This is a genomic window from Streptomyces sp. NPDC056361, assembly GCF_042262805.1.
Lineage (GTDB): Bacteria > Actinomycetota > Actinomycetes > Streptomycetales > Streptomycetaceae > Streptomyces.
This window is the reverse complement of sequence record NZ_JBHJQI010000013.1, coordinates 32,874-55,511: the sequence shown is the minus strand read 5'-3', so window position 1 is coordinate 55,511 and position 22,638 is coordinate 32,874. Positions and strand designations below refer to the sequence as shown.

Annotated in this window: 14 protein-coding genes; 5 read left to right on the top strand and 9 right to left on the bottom strand. The window is 71.0% G+C overall.

All coding sequences use genetic code 11. The features are described 5' to 3' along the window. Positions 1-11: 11 nt before the first annotated feature. From ACFCY7_RS06685 to ACFCY7_RS06675, 3 genes are read left to right on the top strand one after another with little or no spacing between them, the layout of a single operon-like run. Complete coding sequence (locus ACFCY7_RS06685) at positions 12-3,161, top strand: helicase-related protein (RefSeq protein ID WP_376481938.1); 3,150 nt, start codon at positions 12-14, stop codon at positions 3,159-3,161. After that, a complete protein-coding gene (gene drmB / locus ACFCY7_RS06680) occupies positions 3,158-5,041 on the top strand; it encodes a DrmB family protein (protein WP_376481936.1) in 1,884 nt (627 codons plus the stop codon). Before ACFCY7_RS06685 ends, drmB begins: the two co-directional genes overlap by 4 nt. Continuing rightward, positions 5,038-6,150 (top strand): hypothetical protein, encoded by a 1,113-nt coding sequence (locus tag ACFCY7_RS06675; RefSeq protein ID WP_376481935.1) that lies wholly within the window; start codon positions 5,038-5,040, stop codon positions 6,148-6,150. Before drmB ends, ACFCY7_RS06675 begins: the two co-directional genes overlap by 4 nt. Before the next feature lie 21 nt (positions 6,151-6,171). Here the strand turns inward: ACFCY7_RS06675 and ACFCY7_RS06670 are convergent, their stop codons facing one another. From ACFCY7_RS06670 to ACFCY7_RS06650, 5 genes are all read right to left on the bottom strand, one after another. After that, positions 6,172-8,676 (bottom strand): Hsp70 family protein, encoded by a 2,505-nt coding sequence (locus ACFCY7_RS06670; protein WP_376481933.1) that lies wholly within the window; start codon positions 8,674-8,676, stop codon positions 6,172-6,174. A gap of 49 nt (positions 8,677-8,725) precedes the next feature. Further along, a complete protein-coding gene (gene grpE, locus ACFCY7_RS06665) occupies positions 8,726-9,343 on the bottom strand; it encodes a nucleotide exchange factor GrpE (protein ID WP_376481931.1) in 618 nt (205 codons plus the stop codon). Then, entirely contained in the window at positions 9,340-9,630 is a 291-nt protein-coding gene (locus ACFCY7_RS06660; RefSeq protein WP_376481928.1) for a hypothetical protein, read from the bottom strand. Before ACFCY7_RS06660 ends, grpE begins: the two co-directional genes overlap by 4 nt. Next, positions 9,627-11,438, bottom strand: coding sequence for a hypothetical protein (locus ACFCY7_RS06655; RefSeq protein ID WP_376481925.1), 1,812 nt, complete (start codon positions 11,436-11,438; stop codon positions 9,627-9,629). The genes ACFCY7_RS06660 and ACFCY7_RS06655 overlap by 4 nt, the downstream gene beginning before the upstream one ends. Positions 11,439-11,565: 127 nt before the next feature. After that, positions 11,566-12,039, bottom strand: a complete 474-nt coding sequence (locus tag ACFCY7_RS06650) for an ATP-binding protein (RefSeq protein WP_376481923.1) — start codon at positions 12,037-12,039, stop codon at positions 11,566-11,568. Positions 12,040-12,253: 214 nt separating this feature from the next. Here ACFCY7_RS06650 and ACFCY7_RS06645 point away from each other — a divergent pair, with 214 nt between their 5' ends. Beyond that, positions 12,254-13,138 (top strand): Scr1 family TA system antitoxin-like transcriptional regulator, encoded by an 885-nt coding sequence (locus tag ACFCY7_RS06645; RefSeq protein ID WP_376481920.1) that lies wholly within the window; start codon positions 12,254-12,256, stop codon positions 13,136-13,138. Beyond that, positions 13,135-13,326, top strand: a complete 192-nt coding sequence (locus tag ACFCY7_RS06640) for a DUF397 domain-containing protein (protein WP_376481919.1) — start codon at positions 13,135-13,137, stop codon at positions 13,324-13,326. Before ACFCY7_RS06645 ends, ACFCY7_RS06640 begins: the two co-directional genes overlap by 4 nt. 42 nt (positions 13,327-13,368) lie before the next feature. Here the strand turns inward: ACFCY7_RS06640 and ACFCY7_RS06635 are convergent, their stop codons facing one another. From ACFCY7_RS06635 to ACFCY7_RS06620, 4 genes are all read right to left on the bottom strand, one after another. Then, positions 13,369-15,018 (bottom strand): hypothetical protein, encoded by a 1,650-nt coding sequence (locus ACFCY7_RS06635; protein WP_376481917.1) that lies wholly within the window; start codon positions 15,016-15,018, stop codon positions 13,369-13,371. 42 nt (positions 15,019-15,060) lie between these two features. Beyond that, the gene (locus ACFCY7_RS06630) at positions 15,061-15,450 is read right to left on the bottom strand and encodes a hypothetical protein (protein WP_376481915.1); all 390 of its coding nucleotides are present in this window, start codon (positions 15,448-15,450) and stop codon (positions 15,061-15,063) included. Positions 15,451-15,568: 118 nt separating this feature from the next. Then, positions 15,569-19,660, bottom strand: a complete 4,092-nt coding sequence (locus ACFCY7_RS06625; protein WP_376481914.1) for an Eco57I restriction-modification methylase domain-containing protein — start codon at positions 19,658-19,660, stop codon at positions 15,569-15,571. Next, positions 19,660-22,611 carry a DEAD/DEAH box helicase gene (locus ACFCY7_RS06620; RefSeq protein WP_376481911.1) on the bottom strand — a complete coding sequence of 984 codons (2,952 nt, stop codon included), beginning with the start codon at positions 22,609-22,611 and terminating at the stop codon, positions 19,660-19,662. Before ACFCY7_RS06620 ends, ACFCY7_RS06625 begins: the two co-directional genes overlap by 1 nt. Positions 22,612-22,638: the final 27 nt, after the last annotated feature.

Below are 22,638 nucleotides of genomic sequence, written 5' to 3'. Positions count from 1 at the left end.
GGAACCCGCCCATGGACCCGCGCCAAGAGCTGGTCGACTACCTCACCCGCCAGCTCGTCGGACCTGCCGGCGGAGAGGACGAGGTGCTCGACGCTCCGCCCGACCGGCAGTACCTCATGGGGACGCTCTATCCGCAGCAGGCCGACCTCCAGCGGCAGCTCGCCCACGCCGCCGACGACCCCGAGGCGCCGGGGGTCGAGCAGAGCGCCCCGGACGCCGACCCGGCCACCGATCCCGTCCCCGAGACCAACAGCTGGCTGCCGGCGTCCCTCGGGCTCAGCTTCTACACGGCCGTCGCGCAGATCGAGGTGACCTGTGAGGCCGCCCGCTACGAGACGCAGCGGAACGACCCCGGGCGCGGACGCCGCTGGCAGCGGATGCCCATCCCGTCCGAGACGCACACCATCGGCCCCGACCGGGAGGCCGTGACCGTCCTCGACGGCCGTGCGGAGCTCCGCCTGCGCCGGCGCTCGTACGGTGACGGCACGCTCGTCACCGTGGCCCTGGTGAACAAGGCGCGCCACGACGGCTCCGACGGCAAGACGCCCAGCTGGGACGACATGCTCTTCCAGTGCAGTCTCGCGGTCCGCCCCGTGGACGGGCCCGTGCTGCCCTACCCCAGCGTCCGGCTGGCCAGCCGTGACCCCGAGGAGCGCGAACTTCGCCTGCAGTACCGGGACGTGGTCACCCATGCCGTCGGTCACGGCTGCGCCGTCCGGGAGGAGGCCGTGGACCGCGAGGGCGTCGACCGCCTGGTCTGCGAGGCTCTGCCGCACGCCGAAGTGCCCGCCGTCCGGGCAGGGGGTCCGCTCGACGCGCCGGTCCTCACGATCTCCCACCTTGCGGATCCCACCGTGAGCGCGGACCAACTGCGGGAGGAACTCGCCGAGTTCGCCGCCGCCTACCACGCCTGGTACGTGGGCCAGCGCTCCGTCAAGGTGCCGGCCTGGGGGCAGGAGGCCGCGGAGCGGGTCCTCGGTCGGGTGCGCCAAGCCGTCACTCGGATCGAAGCGGGAGTACGCACCCTGTGCGACCCGGCCAGGCCCGAACTCCTCGACGCCTTCCGCATCGCCCAGCGTGCCATGCTGCTGCAGATGCGGCACTCCGCCCCCGACCAGGCGGGACAGCGGCGCCCCCGGTCCGAGTCCGTCGCCGTCGACCCGCCCGTCGACGCCACGGCGGCCTGGCGGCCGTTCCAGCTCGCTTTCTTCCTCCTCGCGCTCGACGGTGTCGCCGATCCGGGCCACCGGGACCGAGAGACCACGGACCTGATCTGGTTCCCGACCGGCGGTGGCAAGACGGAGGCGTACCTGCTCCTGGCCGCGTTCACCGTCGCGCTGCGCCGGATCCGGGCCGAGGGCGGCGGAACCACCGTGCTCAGCCGCTACACCCTCAGCCTGCTGACCACCCAGCAGTTCCAGCGGGCCGCGACCACGGTCTGCGCCCTCGAGTACCTCCGGCGCCGCGAACCGGGACTCGGGCTCGGCGACGAACCGATCACCGTCGGCCTGTGGGTGGGCGACACCACCACCCCCAACAGCTTCCAGAAGGCCAAGGACTGCTTCGACGAGCAGCGCGTGGCCAGTCACCCCGAGGACGTGTTCATCCTCGATCGCTGCCCCTGGTGCGGCACGCGCATCCTGCCGCCGAACCGCTCCACCGTTCGCTCCGACTACGGGATCAAGGCCGAAACGGACGCCTTCGCTTTCAACTGCACCCGGGACGAGTGCGCCTTCCACGACGCCTTGCCCGTCGCCGTGGTCGACCAGCACCTGTACGAGCAGCCGCCCACCTTCGTCCTCGGCACGGTCGACAAGTTCGCCCGGCTCGCCTGGGAGCCGCTCTCCGGCCGGCTCTTCGGGGCGGGCACCGGGAACCCGCCCCCGTCGCTGATCATCCAGGACGAGCTGCACCTGCTCACCGGGCCGCTCGGCACCACCGTGGGTCTGTACGAGGCGGCCGTACTCGAACTGTGCACCGGCCCCGACGGCCGCCCGCCCAAGATCGTCGCCGCGACGGCCACCATCCGGCGCTCGGCCGAACAGGTCCGCGCTCTCCACCACCAGGACGTCCAGCTGTTCCCGCCGCCCGGACTCGACGCCGACGACAGCTTCTTCGCCGTCCCCGACGCCGGCCGCCCCGGCCGGCTCTACCTCGGCGTGATGGCGCAGGGCCACACCGCGGGCCGTGGCGCCGTCGCCACCACGGCCGCCATGCTGCAGGGCGTCCACCAGCTCCCCGAGGAGCACCGCGACGACTACTGGACGCTCGTCGCGTACCACCACAGCCTGCGCGAACTCGGCCGGACCGTCACCGCGGCGGGCGACGACATCCCCGCCCAGCTCCGGGGACTCGACGAGGGCATGGGCACCCGCTCGCTCGGCGGCGGCGACGTGCAGCAGCTGGACAGCACGGTGGCGCGCGCCGATCAGCCGATCCTCCTCGACCGCCTGGAGAAGCCCTGGACGGACCCCCAGGCCGTCTCCTTCCTGCCCTGCACCAACATGCTCTCCGTCGGCGTCGACGTGAAGCGGCTCGCCTATCTGCTCATGCAGGGCCAGCCCAAGACCACCGCCGAGTACATCCAGGCCACCAGTCGCGTCGGCCGTCACCACGTGCCCGGCCTGGTCGTCACCTACTTCAACGCCACCCGTCCGCGCGACCGCTCCCACTACGAGACCTTCAACGACTACCACCGGGCCCTGTACCGGTACGTCGAGCCCGCCAGCGTCACCCCCTGGTCCGTCCCGGCCCGACGCCGGGCCCTGCACGCCACGCTCGTCATCCTGGTCCGCCACCGCCTCGGCCTGGCGGCCGAGAACCGGGCCGGACGGATCACCGGCCACCGGGCGGAGGCGGGCCGGATCGCCGACGCGCTCGCGGAGCGGGCGGCGATCGCCGAGAGCGGTGCCACCGGACGCGACGGCGACAAGGTCCGCGCCGAGGTCCGCGCCGAACTCGGCTACCTCCTGGACGACTGGTACGAACAGGCCACCAGGGCCGAGGCGGAGGGCAAGGACCTCTACTACCGCAGCCAGGGCAAGGGCCAGCACAACCTGCTCAAGGCCTTCGAGCAGCGTTACGGCCTGTGGGAGACCCTCAACTCGATGCGCAGCGTCGACCGGGAGTGCCAGATCACCGTGACAGGAGCGGGAAAGTGAAGCGTAAACTCCGGGTCCGCCAGGCGCAGACCGTGCTGCCGTTCGGCGTCGGGGCCGTACTCGATGTCCAGGGCGAGTCCTTCGTGGCCGCCGGAATCGGCAACTGGCCGCATAACAAGACCCCCGTGGCTTCGGAGCGGCTCGCCGAACGCCTCGGAGTCACCGGGTTCTTCGCGGCCCCCCACACCCTCAACGACCGGTACGACGACCACGACCGCCCCGGCGTCCCCTACGTCCGCTTCCCCGGCTGGCTGTTCTGCGGCGCCTGCCGGACCATGGTGCGCTTCCTGCGCGAGCAGGAGAAGCCCGGTGAACCGCCGGTCTGCGCCTCGTGTGCCGCCGCGCCCCGCCTCACCCCGATGCGCTTCGTCCGCATCTGCCCGGACGGGCACCTCGACGACATCGACTGGTGGTACTGGGCACATTCCCGTCTCACTCCCGAACAGCGGGCCGCCTGCTCTGAGGAGAAGCGGGCATGGCAGGCCCGCCGTCTCAGCTTCCGCGTCGCCGACCGGGCCTCCGGCCTCGAAGCGCTCTCGGTCCGCTGCGGAGCGATCGGAGAGGCCGGCAGGACATGCGGCGCGGAGCGCGACCTCCTCGACGTCCTCGGCCCGCAGGCGGGCCGCTGCTCCGGCCGTAACCCCTGGCAGCGCTGGGACGAACGGGCCACGTGCGGCCAGCAGGTCCACAACGTGCAGCGCACCGCCGGCAATGTCTACTACCCGATCGTCTACTCGGCGCTCGACATCCCGCAGACCGCCGAGGCCCCGCGTGCGGAGCGGGACGCGGCGGAGTCCGTCCTGGCGCATCCGTACTGGACGAATCTGCTCGGCGCCCTCGGCACGTCCCGAGCCGACCTCTTCCGCGGTCTCATCAAGGAGGACACTCAGGCCCCCGACAGCCTCATCGACCAGCTCGTCGGGGAGGCCACAGGCACGTCCACGGCATCGCCCGCCGCACGCCCGAACGCGGGAAAGCTCGATCTGAGCCGCGACGAGTGGTACGCCTTCGACGCCGAGCACCTCCCGGAAGCCACCCCGGAGTTCGCGGTCCGCCGGGGCGGCCTCGGCCTTGACGGAGAGACCGAGGAGCCGTGGGCCTCCCTCGATGCCCACATCGGCGGAGTGGTCCTCGTCGACAGGCTCCGCGAGGTACGGGCACTCACCGGATTCCGCCGCCAGTCGGTGAGCGGCACCCTCGTCCCCGCCGACACCAGCGCCCGGCTGCGCTGGCTGCCGGCCACCGAGGTCTACGGCGAGGGCATCGTCGTCACCCTCGACGAGCAGCGCCTGACTGCCTGGGAGAACGACCCGCGCGTCCAGACCCACGTTCACGGGGTCCGCGCGGACCTCGACGCGTCGTTCCGCGACGAACAGCTCGCCGAGACCGTCGGCGCGGAACTCTCCCCTCGCTTCCTCCTCCTGCACACCCTCGCGCATCTGCTCATCCGCCAGCTCTCCTTCGACTCCGGCTACACCACCGCGAGCCTCCGTGAGCGCGTCTACGGCCGCCCCGAGTACGACCAGCGCGGGCTGCTGATCTACACCGCGGCCGGCGACGCCGAAGGCACCCTGGGCGGACTGGTTCGGCAGGGCGAGAAGCCGCACTTCTCGGAGACGCTCATCCGGATGCTGGAGGCGGCGGCTTGGTGCTCCGCCGACCCGCTGTGCGCCGAGCACACGGGCCAGGGCTTCGGAAACCTCAACCGGGCCGCCTGCCACGCCTGCACCTTGCTGCCGGAGACGAGCTGCCAGACTGGCAACACCCTCCTCGACCGTGCCCTGATCGTCGGCTCGGCACGTGTCCCCGGCTACTTCGCCGACGTCCTTACAGCGAGCCGGGAGTACGCGGCCGCCACGGCAGTGGGAGGACGCCCGTGAACTCCGCGAACGCCCCCGTCCTTCACCCCGGTCTCAGCCAGGCCCAGCGTGACTGCCTGGACACCCTTCCGCTGACGGGTCACCACGTGGTGAGCGGACCGCCCGGGAGCGGCAAGAGCCTTCTTGCCGCGCACCGCACGGTCCACCTCGCCCTCACCGGTCGCCCGACACTCCTGCTGTCCTATTCCAACCTTCTGCGCCAGCTCCTGGACGGCACGCTCCAGGGCCTCACGGTCCGCGGCGCCCCTGCGGTCGCCTCCACCGTCCACAGCTGGGTCCACAGCCATTTCGGACGCGACGCCCGGAGCACTGACGACGGCTGGTTCGACTGGCCGGTCCTCATCAACCGGGCAGCCGCCTCGTATGGCAACGACGATCCGGCCACACCGCATCTCGTCGTCGACGAGGGGCAGGATCTGCCGCCCGGCTTCTACCAGCTGGCCCGCCTCCTCGGCACCACGGTCACCGTCTTCGCCGACGAGTGCCAGCGCCTCACCGAGACGAACTCCACGCTCACCGAAATCACCACCGCCCTCGGACGGTCCGCGCGGCACATCGAGATCGCCGGCAACCACCGCAACACCCGCGAGATCGCCGCGCTGGCCGAGCACTTCCGGACAGGAGGCCCCCGCCCCGAGACACCGGGGCGCGGCGGACGGCTTCCGCTCGTCCGCCACTACACCGGCCAGGCCGAACTCGTCGACCACATCGTCACCCTGGCCGCCCAGCGGCCGCGCCACCGCATCGGCGTCATCATCGGCTCCTCACGCACCACCGCCGACCTCATGCCGCGACTGGAGCGGGCCGGTTTCGCCCAGGAGCCGCAGATGTACAGCTCGGCGGCGACTTCTGGACGCTACCGGGACCTGGACCTGGCCCGCCCAGGAGTCGTCCTCCTCCACCGGGCCAGCGTCAAGGGTCAGGACTTCGACACCGTCGTCATCGCCGACGCCGAGACCGACGCGGCCTGCGACCCGACGGCGGCGGACCTCCGCATGGCTTACTACGTGATGATCACCCGTGCGCGGGAGGAGCTGGTCCTGGGTTGGCGGGGCAGCCGGCAGCCCCGCCATCTGGAAGGGCTGCACGGGCTGGTCAGGACGACCTGAGGACCTGCTGCCGCCTTCCTCTCACCGTCGGGAGGGCAGGATGATCTCCGAGTTCGCGAGAGCGTCGCGTGTCGCGGACTGTTCGCGGCCCTGCTTGCCGAGTCGTCCGAGGCGGACGAGCTGGGTGTCCCGGGCGTTCCGGTCGTCTCGGGTCACGGCGCCGTGCAGGGCGTCCCGGGCGGCGATGACCTCGGTGTGCAGAGTCGCCGGGTAGGCGCCCTGTTCGGCGAGGCGGATGGTGTAGAGCGCGGTGCGGATCGCCGGGTCGACGCCGGTCGAGAGGTCCTCCACCCGTTCTGCGGCCGCCCGCATCGCGGCGGTGTCCATGGCATCGCGCGCGTCCTTGACGGCCTCGGCCGCGTTCCGCAGGTCCGTCAGGAGCGTCGAAGGCAGCAGCCCACGTCCGCCGTGGGCGAAGATACCCGCCGTGGCCTGGGCGATCCGGGCCCGCGTGCACAGGTCCAGGGTGGCGCGGGCGGATTCGAGGAATCCGTCGAGGGAGCGGCTCATGGGCTCCCCGCGGCCGAGGGCCGCGAGGTCGTCCGCGATCTCGGTGAGGGCGTCGAGCTCGGCGTGGGTGAGCTCCCGCTTCCACTCCTTCAGAAACGTCGCGTACTCGGCCCTGAGGGCGCTGGCCTTCCGGCCGGCGGAGGAGGAGACCTGGTTGCGCCGGAGCCCGGCGCCGTGCTCGTCGCCGGAGCCGATGCGGTACCGCAGAGCGATGGTCCGGTCGCCGTCGAGCTTCACGTGGAGGGTGAGCGGCAGATCGCCTCCGAGCCCGTCGGGCTGTTCGTGGAGGTAGCCGCCGCAGAACTCGTTGCGTCGAGCCGAGCGCAGGTGTGGCCCCTCCCAGACGCTGAACTGCACGGACGCGCCGTTGTCGCCGCGGATCGCGAGGTGGTCCACCCGGTGCCATTCGGTCGGGTAGGGGGTGCCGGCGGGGAAGACGACCTCCACGGTGCCGTCCTCCAGCTCGACGCCGATGTGCTGGGCCGTCACCTGTTGGGGGGCTGCCGTGCCGAAGTCGCCGCCGCAGAACGAACAGGCTTGGAGACCGGCGGCGTTGACCATGGAGCAGCCGGGGCACTTCAGGCCGCCGGTGTCCAGGGGCGCGTCGCAGTCGCCGCACACGGTCGTGCCGGCGGGGTTGTCGTCCCGGCCGCATGCCGGGCACTCGGCGAGGACGGCGGTCGGAGCGGCGGCGCGCAGCCCGGACAGGCTCGTGGCACACACGGGGCAGGTGGCGGTGAGCTCGGGGGCGGGGACGTGGCAGCCGGGGCAGTCGACCGTGGCCGTGCCGAGCAGTGGGGTGGCGCAGGCCGGACAGGCGTCGCGGTCGACGGGGATCTTCTCGGTGGTGCAGGTCTCGGACGGGCAGTCGAGCGTGTCGAGGAGACCGGCATCGACGGCGGCACCGTGGGCGACGGCCGTCATGGGGTCCACCGCGTCGGACACCGTGTCCTCGCCGAAGAGGTCTTGGAGGGCGCGCCGGACGGCCGGGACCAGGGTGGAGCCGCCGACCAGCAGGACCCGCTGGATGTCCTCCGGCGTCGCGCTGTACTCCGTCAGCACCGTGTCGACCGTCTCCCGCATCCTGGCCAGGTGGTCGGCGAGGAGCTCCTCGAAGTCGGCGCGTCGCGCCGCTCCGGACCAGGAGCCACCCTGCCGTCCGAGCGGGGCGAGGACCACCTCGGAGGTGTCCTGGGTGGACAGTTCGATCTTCGCCCGCTCGGCGGCGGCCCGGATGCGGGAGGCATCGCCGTTCCCGTCGTGGTCGCGCTCGCCGAGCCGCTCCCGCAGGTGTCCGTCGAGCAGCGCGTCGAAGTCGGCACCGCCGAGGAGGTTGTCCCCGCCCAGCGCGGCCACCGAGAAGTGGCCGGGGCCGAGGGTCAGGAGCGACACGTCGAAGGTGCCGCCGCCCAGGTCGAAGACGAGCACGGTGGCGTAGTCCTTGAGACCGTCCTCGCCCGGCCGGACCCCGAAGGCGTGCGCGGCGGCGGTCGGTTCCTGCACGATCCGCGCCACGTGGAACCCGGCGAGCCGCCCCGCCTCGCGCACCGCCGCGAACTGCGGCTCGGCGAAGTACGCGGGTACGGTGATCACCGCGCGGCGGAACGGCACTCCCGCCGCGTCCTCGGCGTCCTTCCTGAGCCGGCGGAGCAGGACGGCGGAGACCTGCAAGGGGGAGAGCCAGTGCGCGCCGAGCCGGATCTCCACCGAGCCGTCGGGGCTCTCCCGGACGGGCGGGGCGTCGTCGGGCCGGGTCTGCAGGGCCCGCTGGACGAGCTCGTCGTCCCAGCGCCGTCCGATCAGCCGCTTCACCTCGGTGATCACGGAACCGGGTTCGCCGTCCCGCCAGTTGAGGGCCTCCTGCCCGACGAGCAGGGCGCCGAGGGGGTCGACCCCGACGGCCGATGGGGTCGCCTGGCCGCCGTCCCGGTTGCGCAGGACGACGGGGACGCCGTCGCGCATCCAGGCCGTGACGGAGTTGGTGGTGCCGAGATCGATGCCGAGAGTCCGGTGCATGAAGGAGTGCTTCCTGATCGTCGTGGTACGGGGGAGGCGGGGCGTGGGGTCAGGCGCGGCGGGACCGGTGCCCCCGCCCGGCCGATCGCTTGCGGAGCAGCCGCCGCTGGGAGCGGGTGGTGCGCCGCGGCTGAGCCCGTACGGGTTCGGATACGGGGTCGGGTTCCCGGACGGGATCGGGTACGGGCTCCGGCGCGGGCCCCGGCACCGTGACGACCACGTGGGCGTGCCGCAGGGCGGTGGAGCCCCGCCGGAAGCCGGTGACCTTCTCCCGCAGCACGGTGCCGTCCGGCAGGCTCGGGTGCGGCTCCGTGCCGACGACACGCATCTCCGCCGGGTCGACGGCCCTGCCCACGACGTCCATCGGACTGACGTCGTGCCGCTCGAACTCGACGCGCAGCATCAGGTGCGCCGCCTCGATCTGCTCGCCCAGCGCGAGCGATGCCGAGGCCGTCTCGTGGGCGGACCGCGCCTCGTGGAGGACACCGGCCCGTCGGCGGGTGTCGGCGAGCACGTCGTCAAGCGACAGCAGCGAGCCCAGCAGGGCATGCAGCCGGGCCTCGGCCTCCTCGCGCTTCTCGGACAGGGCGGCGACCCTGCGCCGCAGCTTGTCGAGCTCGGACGGCGGGCCGCCGGCGTCGGCGGTGAACGGGCCAGGACCGGTCAAGGGCGTTCCTCGGTGTCGGGGCGGGGCAGGGGCGGGGTGAGCATCTCGGCGACGAGGGCGGCGACGGGGGTGTGGGAGCTCTGGTCGGCCCGGTGGACGAGCGCCTGCCTGGCTGAGTCCTTCCGAGCGCGAGCTGCGTTCAGTTCCCGGGCCGCCTGCATTCGGAGCTTCACGGGCCGGGTGCCGAGCGGGGTGTCGGGCAGGAGCTCGTGGAGGGTGGGACCGAACCAGGGGAGCGGGGGCGGTTCGGCGTCGGAGGGCTGCGGGGAGGGAGTGCCGGTGCTCAAAAGAGGGAGTCCTGTCCGGAGTCGGTGCGGCCGGGATCGTGAAGACCAGGGCCGAGGAGAGGGACCAGCGACGGCAGTCCGAGGCTGACCGCTTCCGCGCATGCGAAGTCGTGCAGAGCCCCACCTGGGTCGCCCGCCTGCTCGCGTGCCCGGGCGCGGCTCACGAAGGCGTCCTCCACGATCCCGTCGAAGCGCGCGCTGGCCCCGATCCGCATCAGACCCCGGCGAAACAGTTCGATGACGTCGGACGGGGACGCGGAGGCCTCCAGGAGCTCGGCGAGCTGGAGGAGAGCCATGTCGAGTTCCGCTTCGACACGGCTCTGGGTGCGGCCCGGGACCGTCGTGGCGATCGTCGCGGCCTTGTGCAGAAGTTCGACGCGGCGCTCCAAGCCGGCGCGGGTGCCCTCGATACCGGTGCTCCCGGCCGCCGTGACCAGGAGATCGACGAGTGTCAGGCTGACCCGGGTCGGGCCGGTCGGCACCCCCGGACGGTCGTACTGGAGCATCCGATGGACGGCGTTCCGTGCCGCGTCCGTACGTCCTTGGACGGCGACGGCCACCGCCCGCTTCGTGTAGTGGCCGACCAGCCACTGCCGGGCCGCGGCGCAGGCGGGATCGCGGGCGAGCAGGCCCTGCACCTCGCCGACCAGGATCCTGTCTCCCGTGTACGTCCCCGTGAGCGCCCTCTCCAGATCCGCCCGCAGATGATCGTCGAGCTCCGCCCGGGCGGCCGGGTCCCCGGGCGTCACGGCCCGGGCGCGTGCGAAGCGCTTCCGGCTCTCCCTGGGGTCGGTGTGGGCGACCGCCCTGCCCCGCCGTACCAGTTCAGCGGTCAGCTCGGCGGCCAGTTCGGCGTCGTGGGGCAGGAGCACGCGGGCCTGCTCGAGTCCGTCGATCCGGACGACGGGGGAGTTGTCGCGCCCGGTCCAGCTCCGCCCGACGTTCCGCCACGCGCGGCCGACGGCTTCCTTCTCGTCGGCGTCGAGGGTGTGCCCGAGGCGTACCGACGTACCGAAGTCGGCGAGTGCCTCGCTCCACTGGCCGCCTTGCGCCCGGTCCCGCCCCCGGCCCGCGAGGGCTCGGGCCAGCGGGGCGGCGCAGGCACGGTGCTCGGATGCATCGGCGGACCAGGTGTCGGGATCGGGGTGGCGGACGGTGTAGGCGGCGAGGAGCTTGTCGCGCTGCCCGTGGTGGACGAGGTGCCAGGCGGCGTCGACGAGAGGGATCAGGGAGTGCGGTCCGGCGTCCGCGGGAATGTCGGAGAGGAAGACGGCGCGGAACTCCCACTCGGCCTCCCAGGCCGTGTGCCAGGCGGAGAGGGCGTCCCGCCCGGCCCGGGCGTCCAGGGCGTGCAGCAGGTCGGCGACGCGCCCGCGCAGCTGACCGAGGGCCTGCTCCCAGAGTGCGTCGGGCATGGGCGCGCCCCGCCGCTCGGTGAGCAACGCGCGGAAGTCGCCCAGGTCCTCCTCGTCCAGGAGATACGCCCACAGCGCGATCGCGACCGCCGCGGTGCCGGCGTCGGTGTGCCGGCCTTCACGAGCCAGCTCGCGGAGGGCGCTGACGGCGAGGGCGTGGAGGACGCCGGTCTCCACGAGGTCCAGGTCTTCGGTGTCGGGGCAGCGGCGGACCGCCTCCGGCCAGTTCCCCGCCCGCGCGGCGAGCGCGCCGAGGAGAGCGTCGTACCGCAGGGCGGCCGGGTCGGTGCCGGGAGCTCCGAACTCGCTCCGGAGCCGCTGCAGAAGCGGTCGCACGATGTCGAACTCGGCGTGTAGGAAGGCCTGTACGGCTGCTTCCAGCAGAGACTCCACCGTGATGTCCCGGCCAGGTCCACCGGCCTCGTCCACCTGCACGCGCGTCGCCCCCTTGCTCCCCCATGCAACGGGAACCACGGTAAGGAGACGTGTTGGCAACGTCAACGCGCTCCCTTTGAGGCGGTCAATCTTGGCGTGATTTCGCCTTGGAGGGGCTTTGGCGGGCGCGATGGCCGGCCGGGGCTGACGCCGTCAGGACGACTCGGACGGTCTTGCCGCTGGGCGGGTAGCAGACCGTCTCCCAGTGGTCGGCGAGCGCGGAGACGAGCGCGAGGCCGTAACCGCCGGTGGGGAGTTCCCCGGTCGAGCCGTCCCCCCGGGGAAGTCGGGGAAGTCGGGGGAACCGGGGAAGCCGCTCCCCGCGGGCATCGATCACCTCCGCGCGCAGCAGGTCGGCCACCGGGTCGAAGTGAAGCGTGAGCCGGAAGTCCCGACCGGGCACGTGCCCGTGCACGACAGCGTTGGCTGCCAGCTCCGCGACCACCAGCTCGGCACGCTCCGTGAGGTCCTGCGGCGCACCCCAGGACTGCAGCGCGGAGGCGGTGAGCAGTCGGGCGAGCCGGGCGCCACGGCGGGTGGACGACAGGAGCTGGGTCAAGCTGCATGCAGGTGGGTCGAGTTGGGAAACGAGTTGGTTCATGGCGCCAGAGTGGCGGCCGGGTGTGACCGGAGGCGAGCGCCAAACCCCGTACGCGGAGTCAGCGTACGGGCACGTGCGGTAGACGGTACGTGGGGCGGGCCGTCACGCTGAGTCGTGACGGCGAGCGGCGCGCGAGCCGTCATGGACGCGGCACGGAGGAGAGGGGCGGCGGATGAGCATCGCCGAAGAGGAGCCGACGGCGGAGGCCGCCGAGACCCGGACGTCACCGGCGGGGGAGTGGGAGCGGGAACCCCACCCGTCGGACAGTCTGCGCACGTTCGGTGCCGTCGTCCAGGCCTTACGCGAACACGCGGGCCTGAGCCGGGCGGAGTTCGCCGCCCTCGTCCGGTACTCCAAGCACACCGTGGAGTCGGTGGAACTGGGCCGCCGTATGCCGGACGAGGTGTTCGTCGAGCGCGCCGAGGAAGCCCTCGGCAACACGGGCGCTCTGAGGAGGGCCGCCCGCTTCCTCAGTCGGGGTGAGGTCGGCCTGGCGGCGTGGTTCCGACGTTGGGCCCGCCTGGAGCGGGAGGCGGTGAGCTTGTGTACGTACGAGTGCCGGCTGGTGCCGGGGCTGTTGCAGTCGGAGGCGTATGCGCGGGCGGTGTTCGACAACAGCATCCCGCTGCTGACCGACGAGCAGACCGAGGACCAGCTCACGGCGCGGATGGAGCGGCAGCGGATGGTGCGGGAACGGCCGACGGTGCCGTTCAGCTTCATCGTGGAGGAGCACGTGTTCCGGCGCAGGCTGGGTGGGGCGGAGGTGCACGCGAGCATGCTGGACCACGTCCTGGAGCTCACAGCTCCGCGCAACGTGACACTCCAGGTGGTGCCGATGGAGTTGGAGTTCCACGGGTGCCTGGACGGGCCGGTGCGAATCCTGGAGACCAAGGAGGGGCGTCGCATCGGCTACTCCGAGGGACAGCAGAACGGGCGGCTGATCTCCGACACGAAAGAGACGAGTCTGCTCTGCCGTCGCTATGAAACACTGCGCTCGCAGGCCCTGAATCCCAAGGAATCCCGGGACCTGCTGGAGCGACTGCGAGGAGAGCTATGAACAGCGATACGACGGAACTCGCCTGGTTCAAGTCCAGCTACAGCGGCACCCAGGGTGACGACTGCGTGGAGATTGCGGTCGCCGAAGACGCTGTTCACGTACGGGACTCCAAGGACCTGGCCCGCCCGGCCTTCGCTGTGGGGCGCGCGGAGTGGGCGCCCTTCGTGCGGTTCGTGTCGGGTAACTGAACGACCGGTGTGCCGCTGCGACAGCGGCACACCGTCTCTTGCTCAGGTGAGAGTGTTGCGCAGGTGCGGGCCCAGGTAGCCGACGTAGACCTTGCCGGACCGGGGGCCGTCCTCGTAGAAGTGGAGGCGCGGGGCGATCGTGTTGCCTCCGCCGATCTTCAAGTGGGCCTGCATGTAGACCACGCCGTCCGAATCGACCGTCCTCGGGACGGGAAGCATGCGTTCGCCGCTCAGCTTCGGCTTCTTGGTGACGGTGTCGGACTCGCGCATGGCCACCTTGGCGGCGGGGAAGGGGAAGTCGCCGGACGCCTCGGACTTGCACCAGTTCAGGAAGTCGCCAGAGGTTTTGCCGTTCGCTGATGCCTCAGCGAAATGGTTGAGGGCCAGGAGGCCGTCCCAGGCGACGTTCAGCCAGTTGTCGACCGACTGGCTGTCGAGCTTCTGGGTGGTCTTGGCGTTGCCCGTGAAGGAGAGGAAGGGAAGCTCGTCCAGCCGGTCGAGCAGGTCGGCGAAGGTCTCCGGGTAGGTGATGGTCGGGTTGTCGGCCGCACTGTAGGCCGTGGTGAAGTCGCCCGTGGCTTCGAGACGTTCCCTCAGGAAGCGGATGAGGCGCTGGGACTCCTGGAACTTGTCGTACAGCTCCTCGTTCTCGCCCCGAAGCTCGTCGCTTCCCCGTTCCGTCTTGGCGAGTTCCGCGTACAGGTCGTTGATCTCGTTGACACGCACCGCCTCCGCCTGTTCCGCCTCGTTCAGCAGTGAGGTCAGGGCGGCGTTGTCGTCCCGGAGTTGGGCGACGTTCGCGCCGTCCGAGCTCGGCCGAGGCCGCGTCCGCTGCTGCGGAACGTTCAGCAGAGCGGCGGGCAGCGCGTGACGGGAGGCGAGCCGCTGAGGAAGCGCGGCGAGTGTCTTCGCGGCGCGACGCACATCGGCCTCGATGGTCCGGCGGGACATCACGGGGTGCCGCTGCGCGTCCGGCTTCCACGCGGGATCGAGACCGGGCACGTACGTGCGGACACCGCCGCCGAACACGGGGTGGTACTCCAGTGCGATGTTGAACTTGGCCTGCGCGGCCGGCATGAGGACGTACAGCACGGCCAGCCCGTGTAGGTTCCGGAACAGTGGTTCCACGACCGTACGCGACCAGTCGTCGGGGTTCTTCCCGTACGGGACGGTGGCGATGACCACGGGCATTCTGCGGTTGACGTCGCACAGTTCTTCGAGCAAGTCGTCGACGTCCCCGTCGTCCTCGACGAAGGACGGCGCGGTGGTGACGTCGGCCTGACCGTCCCGCGCCTCCAGCGCGTCGAGGAGGGACCGGGCGATGCCCGGCGTGTTGGCGGGGGTGGGGAACTCGCTCGCGTTGGCCGGCTGGTGCTCGACGTCGACCTGCACCCAGGTGCGACCCTTGTCCTCGGGAAGCCCGGAGCGCACGACCAGCGTCGACTGCCAGGTGCCCGAGGTGGCGGAGGGCGTCTCGCGCATGCGCCAACGGCTGTGCGCGCCGTTCATACCGGACTCGGAGTCGCGGTCGAGGGTCGCGTGGTCGGCGATCTCGGTCCGCCCCTCGTCAAGCCCGGAGGTGTCGTACCTCTTGAACTTGAGCCACTCGATCAACTCCCGCTCGGCTATGGCACAGGTGTCCACGTAGTCCGAGTCGGTCGACACCACCATGCGATACCCGCGTGGTTCCATCGGCGGTCTCCTCTCGTAAGGCTGTGAGACGTGAGGTGCGTTTCATGACTCCTCGGCAGGGCCGTAGCCGAGTGAGGCACGGTTGAGGAACCGGCGGCCGAGATCGGGCGCCGGTTGCGGTGTGGCCTTCTTGGGCGTTGCCTTCAGGGCCGGCTTCTTCTGCGCGGACTTGTTGGCAGCAGACCTCACGGCTGCCTTCTTCTGAACGGCCTGCTTGGCGGCCGGCGTGTCGCGCGCCGCGAACTTCTTCCGCAACAGCGACAGCTGGTCGCGCTCCTGGAGGGCCTGGTCAGCGGGCAGTGCGTTGACCAGCGCCCGGGCCTGGCTGAGCCCGTAGCGCGCCTGGGCCCAGCGCTTGGCGTTGATCGCCGTACGCACGACCCCGAGGCACTGCTGCAACTTCTTGACCTTCGCCGCCTGCTTCCGGGGCATCGGGGCCTCCGCCCCACTGCCCCGGCGCTGCTTCGCGGCACGCAGCCTCCAGTCCGTGCCTGCCGTCAGGACGACGGCCGAGCGCGGATTGCTGGACTGGCTTCGACGTACCACGCGATCAGGCCGTGTGGCGGGGGCCGTGGCCGGGGGGCGGGGTGAGGGTGGACCGGTAGTCGGTCAGGCCGTCGGCCGCCATCCGGTCGTACTCGGCGAGGATGAGGTTCTTGGTGCGGTACTCGCTGTGGGCCTTGATGTCGTTGTCGCGGACGCCGTTGAAGCTATCCAGGATGTAGGCAGTGTCCTCGCGTGTGATGCCGTAAAAGTGGAAGAAGAACGCATCCAGCTCGGCACGGATCACGGCACGACGGTCGGCGTCCCAAAGGAAGGGAGTGCCAGTATCGCTGAGGTCGCGAGCGAAGGGGGTCATATCGCTTGCGGTGTAGGTGAGTTCGAGGATACGAGCTTGGATGAACTTTGCGTGAGGTGCGAGCTGGTCGGGGGCCGGGACCGGTACCTGCTGGACGTAGCCGTAGGTGAGGTGCGTTCCGCCGATCTTCTGGCGGACGGAGTAGTCGCAGACCATGGAAGACCAGACAGCGGAAAGCAGTGGGGCATGGTCTGGTGAGGCGAGGAGGGCCAAGGGGTAGGGGTGGCCGAAGCCGTGGGCCGGAGCGATTGCAGTGATCAGCGTACGTTCATCGCTCGCCCGGCAGATGTCACGCCAGCCGAAGACCCACTCCCGGTCCCAGCCCTTGGCAGCCAGGCGGCTGTGGACACCCGGCACCATGACGGGCTTGCCGTTCTTGTCGACTTCGTCAGTCGGAATGTCCTGCTCCGGCACCCAGTAGCGAGGCAACGCTATGGCGGAGGCGTCCTGGTGCTGTTCCACGGTGAAGCGTGGGAGGGTGCGCTCATTGAGCTGCTTGTCTGTGGCGTTCTCGTACGTGGAGAAGCGGTGGTCGTAGTGGTGCAGCATCTTCGCTTCGTACAGCGGGAGTAGACGTTCCTCGCCACGGGTGAGCACGTTGCCGTCGAGGACCCATTCGGTCTTAAGGAGATCCTCGAAAGTCTCGTTGTTCTGGGCGGCGGGACGGAACAGGTGAGAGTCGTTCGACATGTGGAACATGGTCATGAACGAGATGCCCCAAGGGTTCCCTCCTACCTCCTTCGTCTCGTCGATGAGGACGGGTACGCGGCGGTATATGCCAAGGGTGATGTCCGCATCGCGCCGGGTGGAGAAGATAGGGCACGTACCCGTGTTCGGGTTGACGCGAAGGATGTCGCGCGCAGTCAGAGTGAACGAGCGGTCGGCGATCTGGGCAACTTGCCGGACCCTGGCGACCATGGAGATAGGCGCTTCAGGGTTGCCCTCGCCACACATCGTGAGGATAACGAAGCGCACGTAGTCCTTAACTGCCGCGAAGAGCTTGTCCTCGTTCCCGAACTCGAACAAGCTGGCCAGGGCCCCTCGCTCGACCAGGTCCTTGAAGAAGAACTGCGTTGTCGCGTCCGTAGCGATCCCCGTCGGCACGATTACGCCCGTCCGCCCTCGCGGCCCTGTCAAGGTCCGGTCCGTCTCCGTGAACACGGCGTACGTGTTGATGTCACCGCGCCCCGTCAGCGGGAACCGATCGCTGGTGCGCAGGAAGTGGCTCTCGCCCTCCGCGCGCCGCTTGGCCGCTTCGAACTCGGCGTACAGCCGCTCCCCGTCGCGGTCATCGCGCAGCTCAGCAATGAGCCGCTTCCGCGCCGCCGCGTTCTTGGCCTCGGCGATGCGCGGGTCCCGCTGAGCGAAGAACTCCTGCTCTTGCAGCTTCACGCGCTCCCATGGCGGATTTCCCACCACCGCGTCGAACCCGCCGGCCCACCCCGTCCCCGCCTGCACACCCGCCCCCGACTCCGGGACGGCGAACACCTCCGGGAACTCCAGGTGCCAGTGGAAGAACCGGTACTGGTCCCGCAGCTCCAGAATCTGCTGATGCGTGGGGTCCGGCACCGACGCCTGGTCCCGCCCCCGCAGTGCCCGGAACACCTGGTCCGTCGGCGCCTCCGGCGCCCCCGTGTGCTTGGGCCACACGAACGCGGCGCACCACGCATCCGCAGCATGCAGGTCCTGCACATACGCCGACGACTCCACGTACACCCGGTAGGCGGACTCTTGGGCGTGCACCTCCTCCAGCGAATCCGCAGGCGCAGCAGTGATGCGGGCAAGCTCGACGGCGTACCGCTCGTTCCCTGGCAGCGGCTCCGCGTCGAACAGCAGCTCGTCTTGGCCGCCGCGCTGGGCCTTGTTGCGCTTCACGAGCGAGGACGCGTGCTTCCGGTCGTCGCCCTCGATCGGCTTGAAAGCTTCGTCAGGGATACCCTCCCCCAAAAGCTTCGGCGTCGCGCCGATCAGGCCATTCCCCCACTTCACATGCGCGTCGAGGAAGCTCAGCGCCTTGCCCGGCTCCATGGCCTCCAGCCACAGCGACACCTTCGCCAGCTCCACGGCCATCAGGTTGAGGTCGACGCCGTAGATGCAGCGCGCGGTGACCTCGCGCAGCGCGTGGCGCATGGCGCCGTCCGTCGGCTCCGGGTTGTGCTCACGCACGGAGGCGACCCGCTTGGCGATACGCCGTGCCGACGCGACAAGGAAATGACCTGACCCACAAGCAGGGTCGCAGACCGTCAGGGACAGCAGCTCGTCGACGATGTCGTCGGCCGGGTCGGGGTGGCCGGCAGCAGTGGCGCGCTGCTCACCCCGCTTCACGGCATCGTCTATCACCGGGTCCAACGTCGTGTCGAGAAGGCACTCGATCAGCGACGACGGGGTGTAATAACTGCCCGTCGTCTTACGACTGTTGCCCGCCACCTCCACCAGCTCGAAGCTTCGATCCGTCGCGGAGTGCTTCGGCTCCAACTCAAGCAGGGACTCGTACACCGAGCCCAGCTCCTCGGCATCCAGGTGCCGGTAGTCAACGGGGCGCCACCGCCGCGCACCCGGGTCGCGGACCTGGGCGAGGTGGCGTACGGCGGAGAGCAGCGACTCGTTGGACAGCTTCAGGCCGTCGAGCGGGCGGTCCGTGTCGGAGGGGGAGAACAGGCCGCCGAGGCCCGGCAGCGCCAGCTCGGGGCGGCCGCCCTCCGTACCGAGGGCTTCGAGGACGATGCGCAGGGCCTCGTACTGGTCGCCGTGGGCCGTGCCCTGGCGGCGGCGGGCGCGTTCGCGCAGCCGGGCGGAGGAGAAGTACCGCTCGTACGCCTCCCGGCCCCGCTCGCCAGCATCCGGGTCAAGGAGCGCGCCCCGGTCTTCGGCGACGAAGACGAACAACAAGCGGTAGACCAGCCGCAGCAAAGCATCCCGGAGGGCCTTCGGGTCGGTGTCCTCCCGCAGCGCGGCGTTGTCCGGGTGGCGCAGGAAGCCGGTGCCGAGGACGGTCAGGGCGTTCTGCACGCCCAGGCGCAGCTGGTCCAGGGCGCGGGTGCCGGAGGTGACGGCTTCGGCGCGCCACTTCTCCAGCCAGCAGCCAGACGCCGACGTACCCGCCGTGACGGTGAACCGGGAAGCGTGGAGGAGGCTGTACAGCAGCACGAACTCGCTGAACAGTTCGCCGTCAAAAAGGGCTTCCAGGTCGAAGTCGACATAGGCCGCCGTGGAGAAGGACGACGAGTCGCGCAGCAGCCGCAGCCGGCGGCCGTTGGTGACGATCGCCCACAGGTGGGCCTCGGTGCGGTTCAGGCAGTCCTGGACCATCGACTGGGGCGGGACCTGGCCGGGCGCCGGGCGCTTGTCCAGCTCCTGGTTCCAGGGGACCTGGTGGATGAGGGCCGGGCCGTGGCGGTGGGAGACCGGGAAGCGCTTCTCCGGGTCGGAGTCCGCCGGGATGCCCGCCGCGCCGACCTCCGTCAGCGCGCCGAAGTCCAGCTTGCGGAAGAGCTGCGCGAGCCAGTCCGTGCCGGCACGACCCGTCGGGTCGGTGGCGGGCGCGCCGGTCGCCGGGTCCGAGGGCAGCGCGGCGCGCAGGTCGCGCCAGAGGGGCTTGAGGTACTCCCAGGCGCGCTCGGCCTCATTGCGTACCGGCGCCGAGGTCGGCAGGCCGTAGTCGGCGGGCTTGGTGCCCGGGAGGTTCCGCGCCTCGGCGATGCGGAGCAGCATGTCGGAGGGGAGCAGGCCGCCGACCGGGGTGACGGCGGTGAAGGCCAGGGCGGTGCGGGTGGCGGCGGACATCAGGCTTCGGCTCCGGACACGGTAGAGGCGGACGCGACGGGGGGCAGGTACAGGTACACGCCGAGCACGTCGGCGGGGTCCTGCGGGACGACCTTCAGACCGCGGACGATCTCCTCGTTGGCTTTGCGGACCCGGCGGTGCGAGGCGTCGAGCTCGGCGGCCAGACGAGTGCCGTACTCCGTGAGGTGCGCGGCCAGGTCCGGCAGGCCGGCGAGGTCCTTGGAGATGTGGTTGCGGGCGGCCTGCTCGTGTGTACTGGCCGTCGCCCGGGCGGCGAGGAGCGCGGCTGCCGCGTCGTCGTCCAGCCAGCGGGCGCGCGCCGGCACGCCCTCGTACGCGAGGAGCCGCGCGTCCTCGGCGACCAGCTGCCGCTCGCCCGTGCGGGACGGCAGAGTCAGGTGGAAGCGGTAACGGACCAGGAGGAGCGTGGTGCGGACCGACACCGCGTCCGTGGTGACCACGCCGCAGCGGCGGGCCGGGCGGGGGCCGGGGGTGTTCGCATCGAGGGCCGAGTCCAGGACGTACGCGGCGACGGCGCCGATCGCCGGGTCCGTACGGACCAGGGCGGCCTCGCCGCGGGCGATCGCCGGAGTCGTACGGAACGGGATCTCCCGGTCCTCCTCGACGATCCGCCCGCCGAGCGTGGCGGCCAGCGCGTCCCGCAGACCGGCCGGAGTGCCGCCTGTCTGGGCGGTGAAGTCGCCGGAGCCGTCGCGTGGGTCGCGGACCAGCGCGTCCAGGTCGCCCAATGCTTCTAGGGCGAAGCCGCGGACCTCATCGGCACCGCCGAGCGCGGCCCGTACGGCGGCGACCTCGCGGGCCACTTCCTCCGGGTGGATCGCGCGCTGGGCGTACTTGGACCGGGACGTCTTCTCCCGCTCGGCCGCCGAGTTCCACTCGCGTTCGATCCGGTCGAACGAGTCCTGATGGCCGTCCAGGTCGAACAGGCTCTCCTGGCTGCCCTGCCGGCCGTGCAGCAGCAGCCACTCCACCACCGCGTCGGTGACGCCGGAGGCGGTCTCGTCGGGGACGGAGACGGAGATTCCCAGGTCCTTCAGGATCTGCCGGTGCTTCTTGAACAGCACCTCCAGGACCTTGCCGTCGATGCCGTTGTCGTCACCGAACATCGTGATGACGCGGACCTGGTCGCGCTTCTGCCCGTACCGGTCGACACGGCCCTCCCGCTGGTCGTGGCGGGTCGGGTTCCATGCCAGGTCGTAGTGGACGACAGCGTCGAAGTAGTGCTGGAGGTTCACGCCCTCGGAGAGGCAGTCGGTGGCGATCAGGACCCGGCGGACGGCCGGGTCGGCGGCGTCCTCGGCGGACCCGGTGGCGAGCTGCTCGATCCGCTCCAGACGCTGCTGCGGGGAAAGGGTGCCGGTCACCGCGGCGATGCGCGTCTTCTTGCCGAGCTTCCCCTCCAGCTGCGTGGCAAGGTACTCGGCGGTGGGGATGTAGCGGCAGAAGACGATCGGGTGGTAGCCGTCGGCGATCAGGCCCTTCAGGTGCCGGATGAGCGCCTTCAGCTTCGCGTCCTCGGCAGGTCCGACCAACTCGGCGGCGCGACCGGACAGTTCGAGGAGGCGAGCACCCGCCTCCTCCGACTCGGCGGCGCCCGGGGCGACGTCCATCCCCTCCAGGCGGTCGTTCTCGGCGGAGTCGGAGGACACCGGGGCGCCCAGGAGGTCCGCCTCCTGGGCGGTGCGGGCGGCCGCGGACTCGGAGCGGGTCTTCAGGGTCTGTGCGGCTGCCGCCGGCGAGGACACCATCGAACGCAGCAGAGCGATCACCGACCACCAGGCGATTCGCGCCTCCCGCTTGCCCTGCTCTCCGGCCGCCGTCACCCGGTCCCGGGCGTAGGCGATGGCGTCGTCGAGGAGCGCCCGGTAGGCGGGCGTCAGCTTGTACGGCTCGTCCTTCGTCCAGCGGTCGGACGGGAAGGCGGTCCGCTCTGCCAGGGAGTCGTCGGCGAGACCGTCCTCCTTGGTGAGGTACTCACGGACGTCGGCGCGCTTGCGGGCCACGAAGTGCTCGGCGAGCCTCGCCCGCCCCGCCGGGGATTCCAGGTCGAGCGTGGCCAGTTCGGGCCGTACCAGGCCGAGCAGGTTGCGGAACGCGGACTCCTTGCCGGAGTGAGGGGTCGCCGTGAGCAGCAGCAGGTGCCGGTCCTCCTTGGCCGACACCCGGCGCAGCAGCTCGTATCGGAGCTGGCTGGCCGCCGTCGACGTACCGCCGTTCGTGGTGTCGTCGGCGGCCACGCAGGAGTGGGCCTCGTCGACGATCACCAGGTCGGGGCAGTGCTTGACGAAGTCCTCACGGTGCCGGGTCGACTTGATGAAGTCCGTCGAGATGATCGTGTACGGGTGCTTGTCGAACAGCGACTGGCCCAGTTCCAGGCCGCGTTCGAGGCGCGACACCGTGGACGCAAGGACCAGCTCGGCGTCGATGCCGAACTTCTCCCGCAGCTCCGCCTGCCACTGCTCGGCAAGAGCCGGGGCACACAACACCGCGAGGCGGGTCGCCTCGCCCTGCGCGAGCAGCTCCTTCGCGATCAGCCCCGCCTCGACCGTCTTGCCGATGCCGACGTCGTCCGAGATCAGCAGCCGCACCGTGCGCTGCCGCAGCGCCATGAGGAGCGGGACCAGCTGGTAGGCGCGGGGCTCCACGGCGATCGACGCGAGCGAGCGGAACGGGCCGGCGCCCGAACGGAACCCGATGCGCAGGGCCGTCCGCAGCAGCCCGGCGGCCCGCTGGTCGCCCAGGTCGGTCGCGCTCGGCGCCGCGAACTCCGCCGGCCGCACCTCCTCGAAGGCGGGGAACACGGCCGCGACGTCGTCCTCGCTCCCGCCGAGGGGGCGCAGCACCAGCATGTCGGGGGCGCTCTCCGGCAGTACCACCCATTCCCGGCCACGGGCGGCGACCAGGGAGCCGGCGGTGTAGGTGAGGCTCATGAGTTGTCCCAGTTCCTAGAAGTCGAG

What these genes read in the sequence shown, in the direction of transcription:
- ACFCY7_RS06630 (WP_376481915.1), bottom strand. Translation starts at nt 15,450, where the DNA reads ATGCCCCGGAAGCAGGCGGCGAAGGTCAAGAAGTTGCAGCAGTGCCTC.
- ACFCY7_RS06685 (WP_376481938.1), top strand. Translation starts at nt 12, where the DNA reads ATGGACCCGCGCCAAGAGCTGGTCGACTACCTCACCCGCCAGCTCGTC.
- ACFCY7_RS06625 (WP_376481914.1), bottom strand. Translation starts at nt 19,660, where the DNA reads ATGTCCGCCGCCACCCGCACCGCCCTGGCCTTCACCGCCGTCACCCCG.
- ACFCY7_RS06640 (WP_376481919.1), top strand. Translation starts at nt 13,135, where the DNA reads ATGAACAGCGATACGACGGAACTCGCCTGGTTCAAGTCCAGCTACAGC.
- ACFCY7_RS06620 (WP_376481911.1), bottom strand. Translation starts at nt 22,611, where the DNA reads ATGAGCCTCACCTACACCGCCGGCTCCCTGGTCGCCGCCCGTGGCCGG.
- ACFCY7_RS06670 (WP_376481933.1), bottom strand. Translation starts at nt 8,676, where the DNA reads ATGCACCGGACTCTCGGCATCGATCTCGGCACCACCAACTCCGTCACG.
- ACFCY7_RS06635 (WP_376481917.1), bottom strand. Translation starts at nt 15,018, where the DNA reads ATGGAACCACGCGGGTATCGCATGGTGGTGTCGACCGACTCGGACTAC.
- ACFCY7_RS06645 (WP_376481920.1), top strand. Translation starts at nt 12,254, where the DNA reads ATGAGCATCGCCGAAGAGGAGCCGACGGCGGAGGCCGCCGAGACCCGG.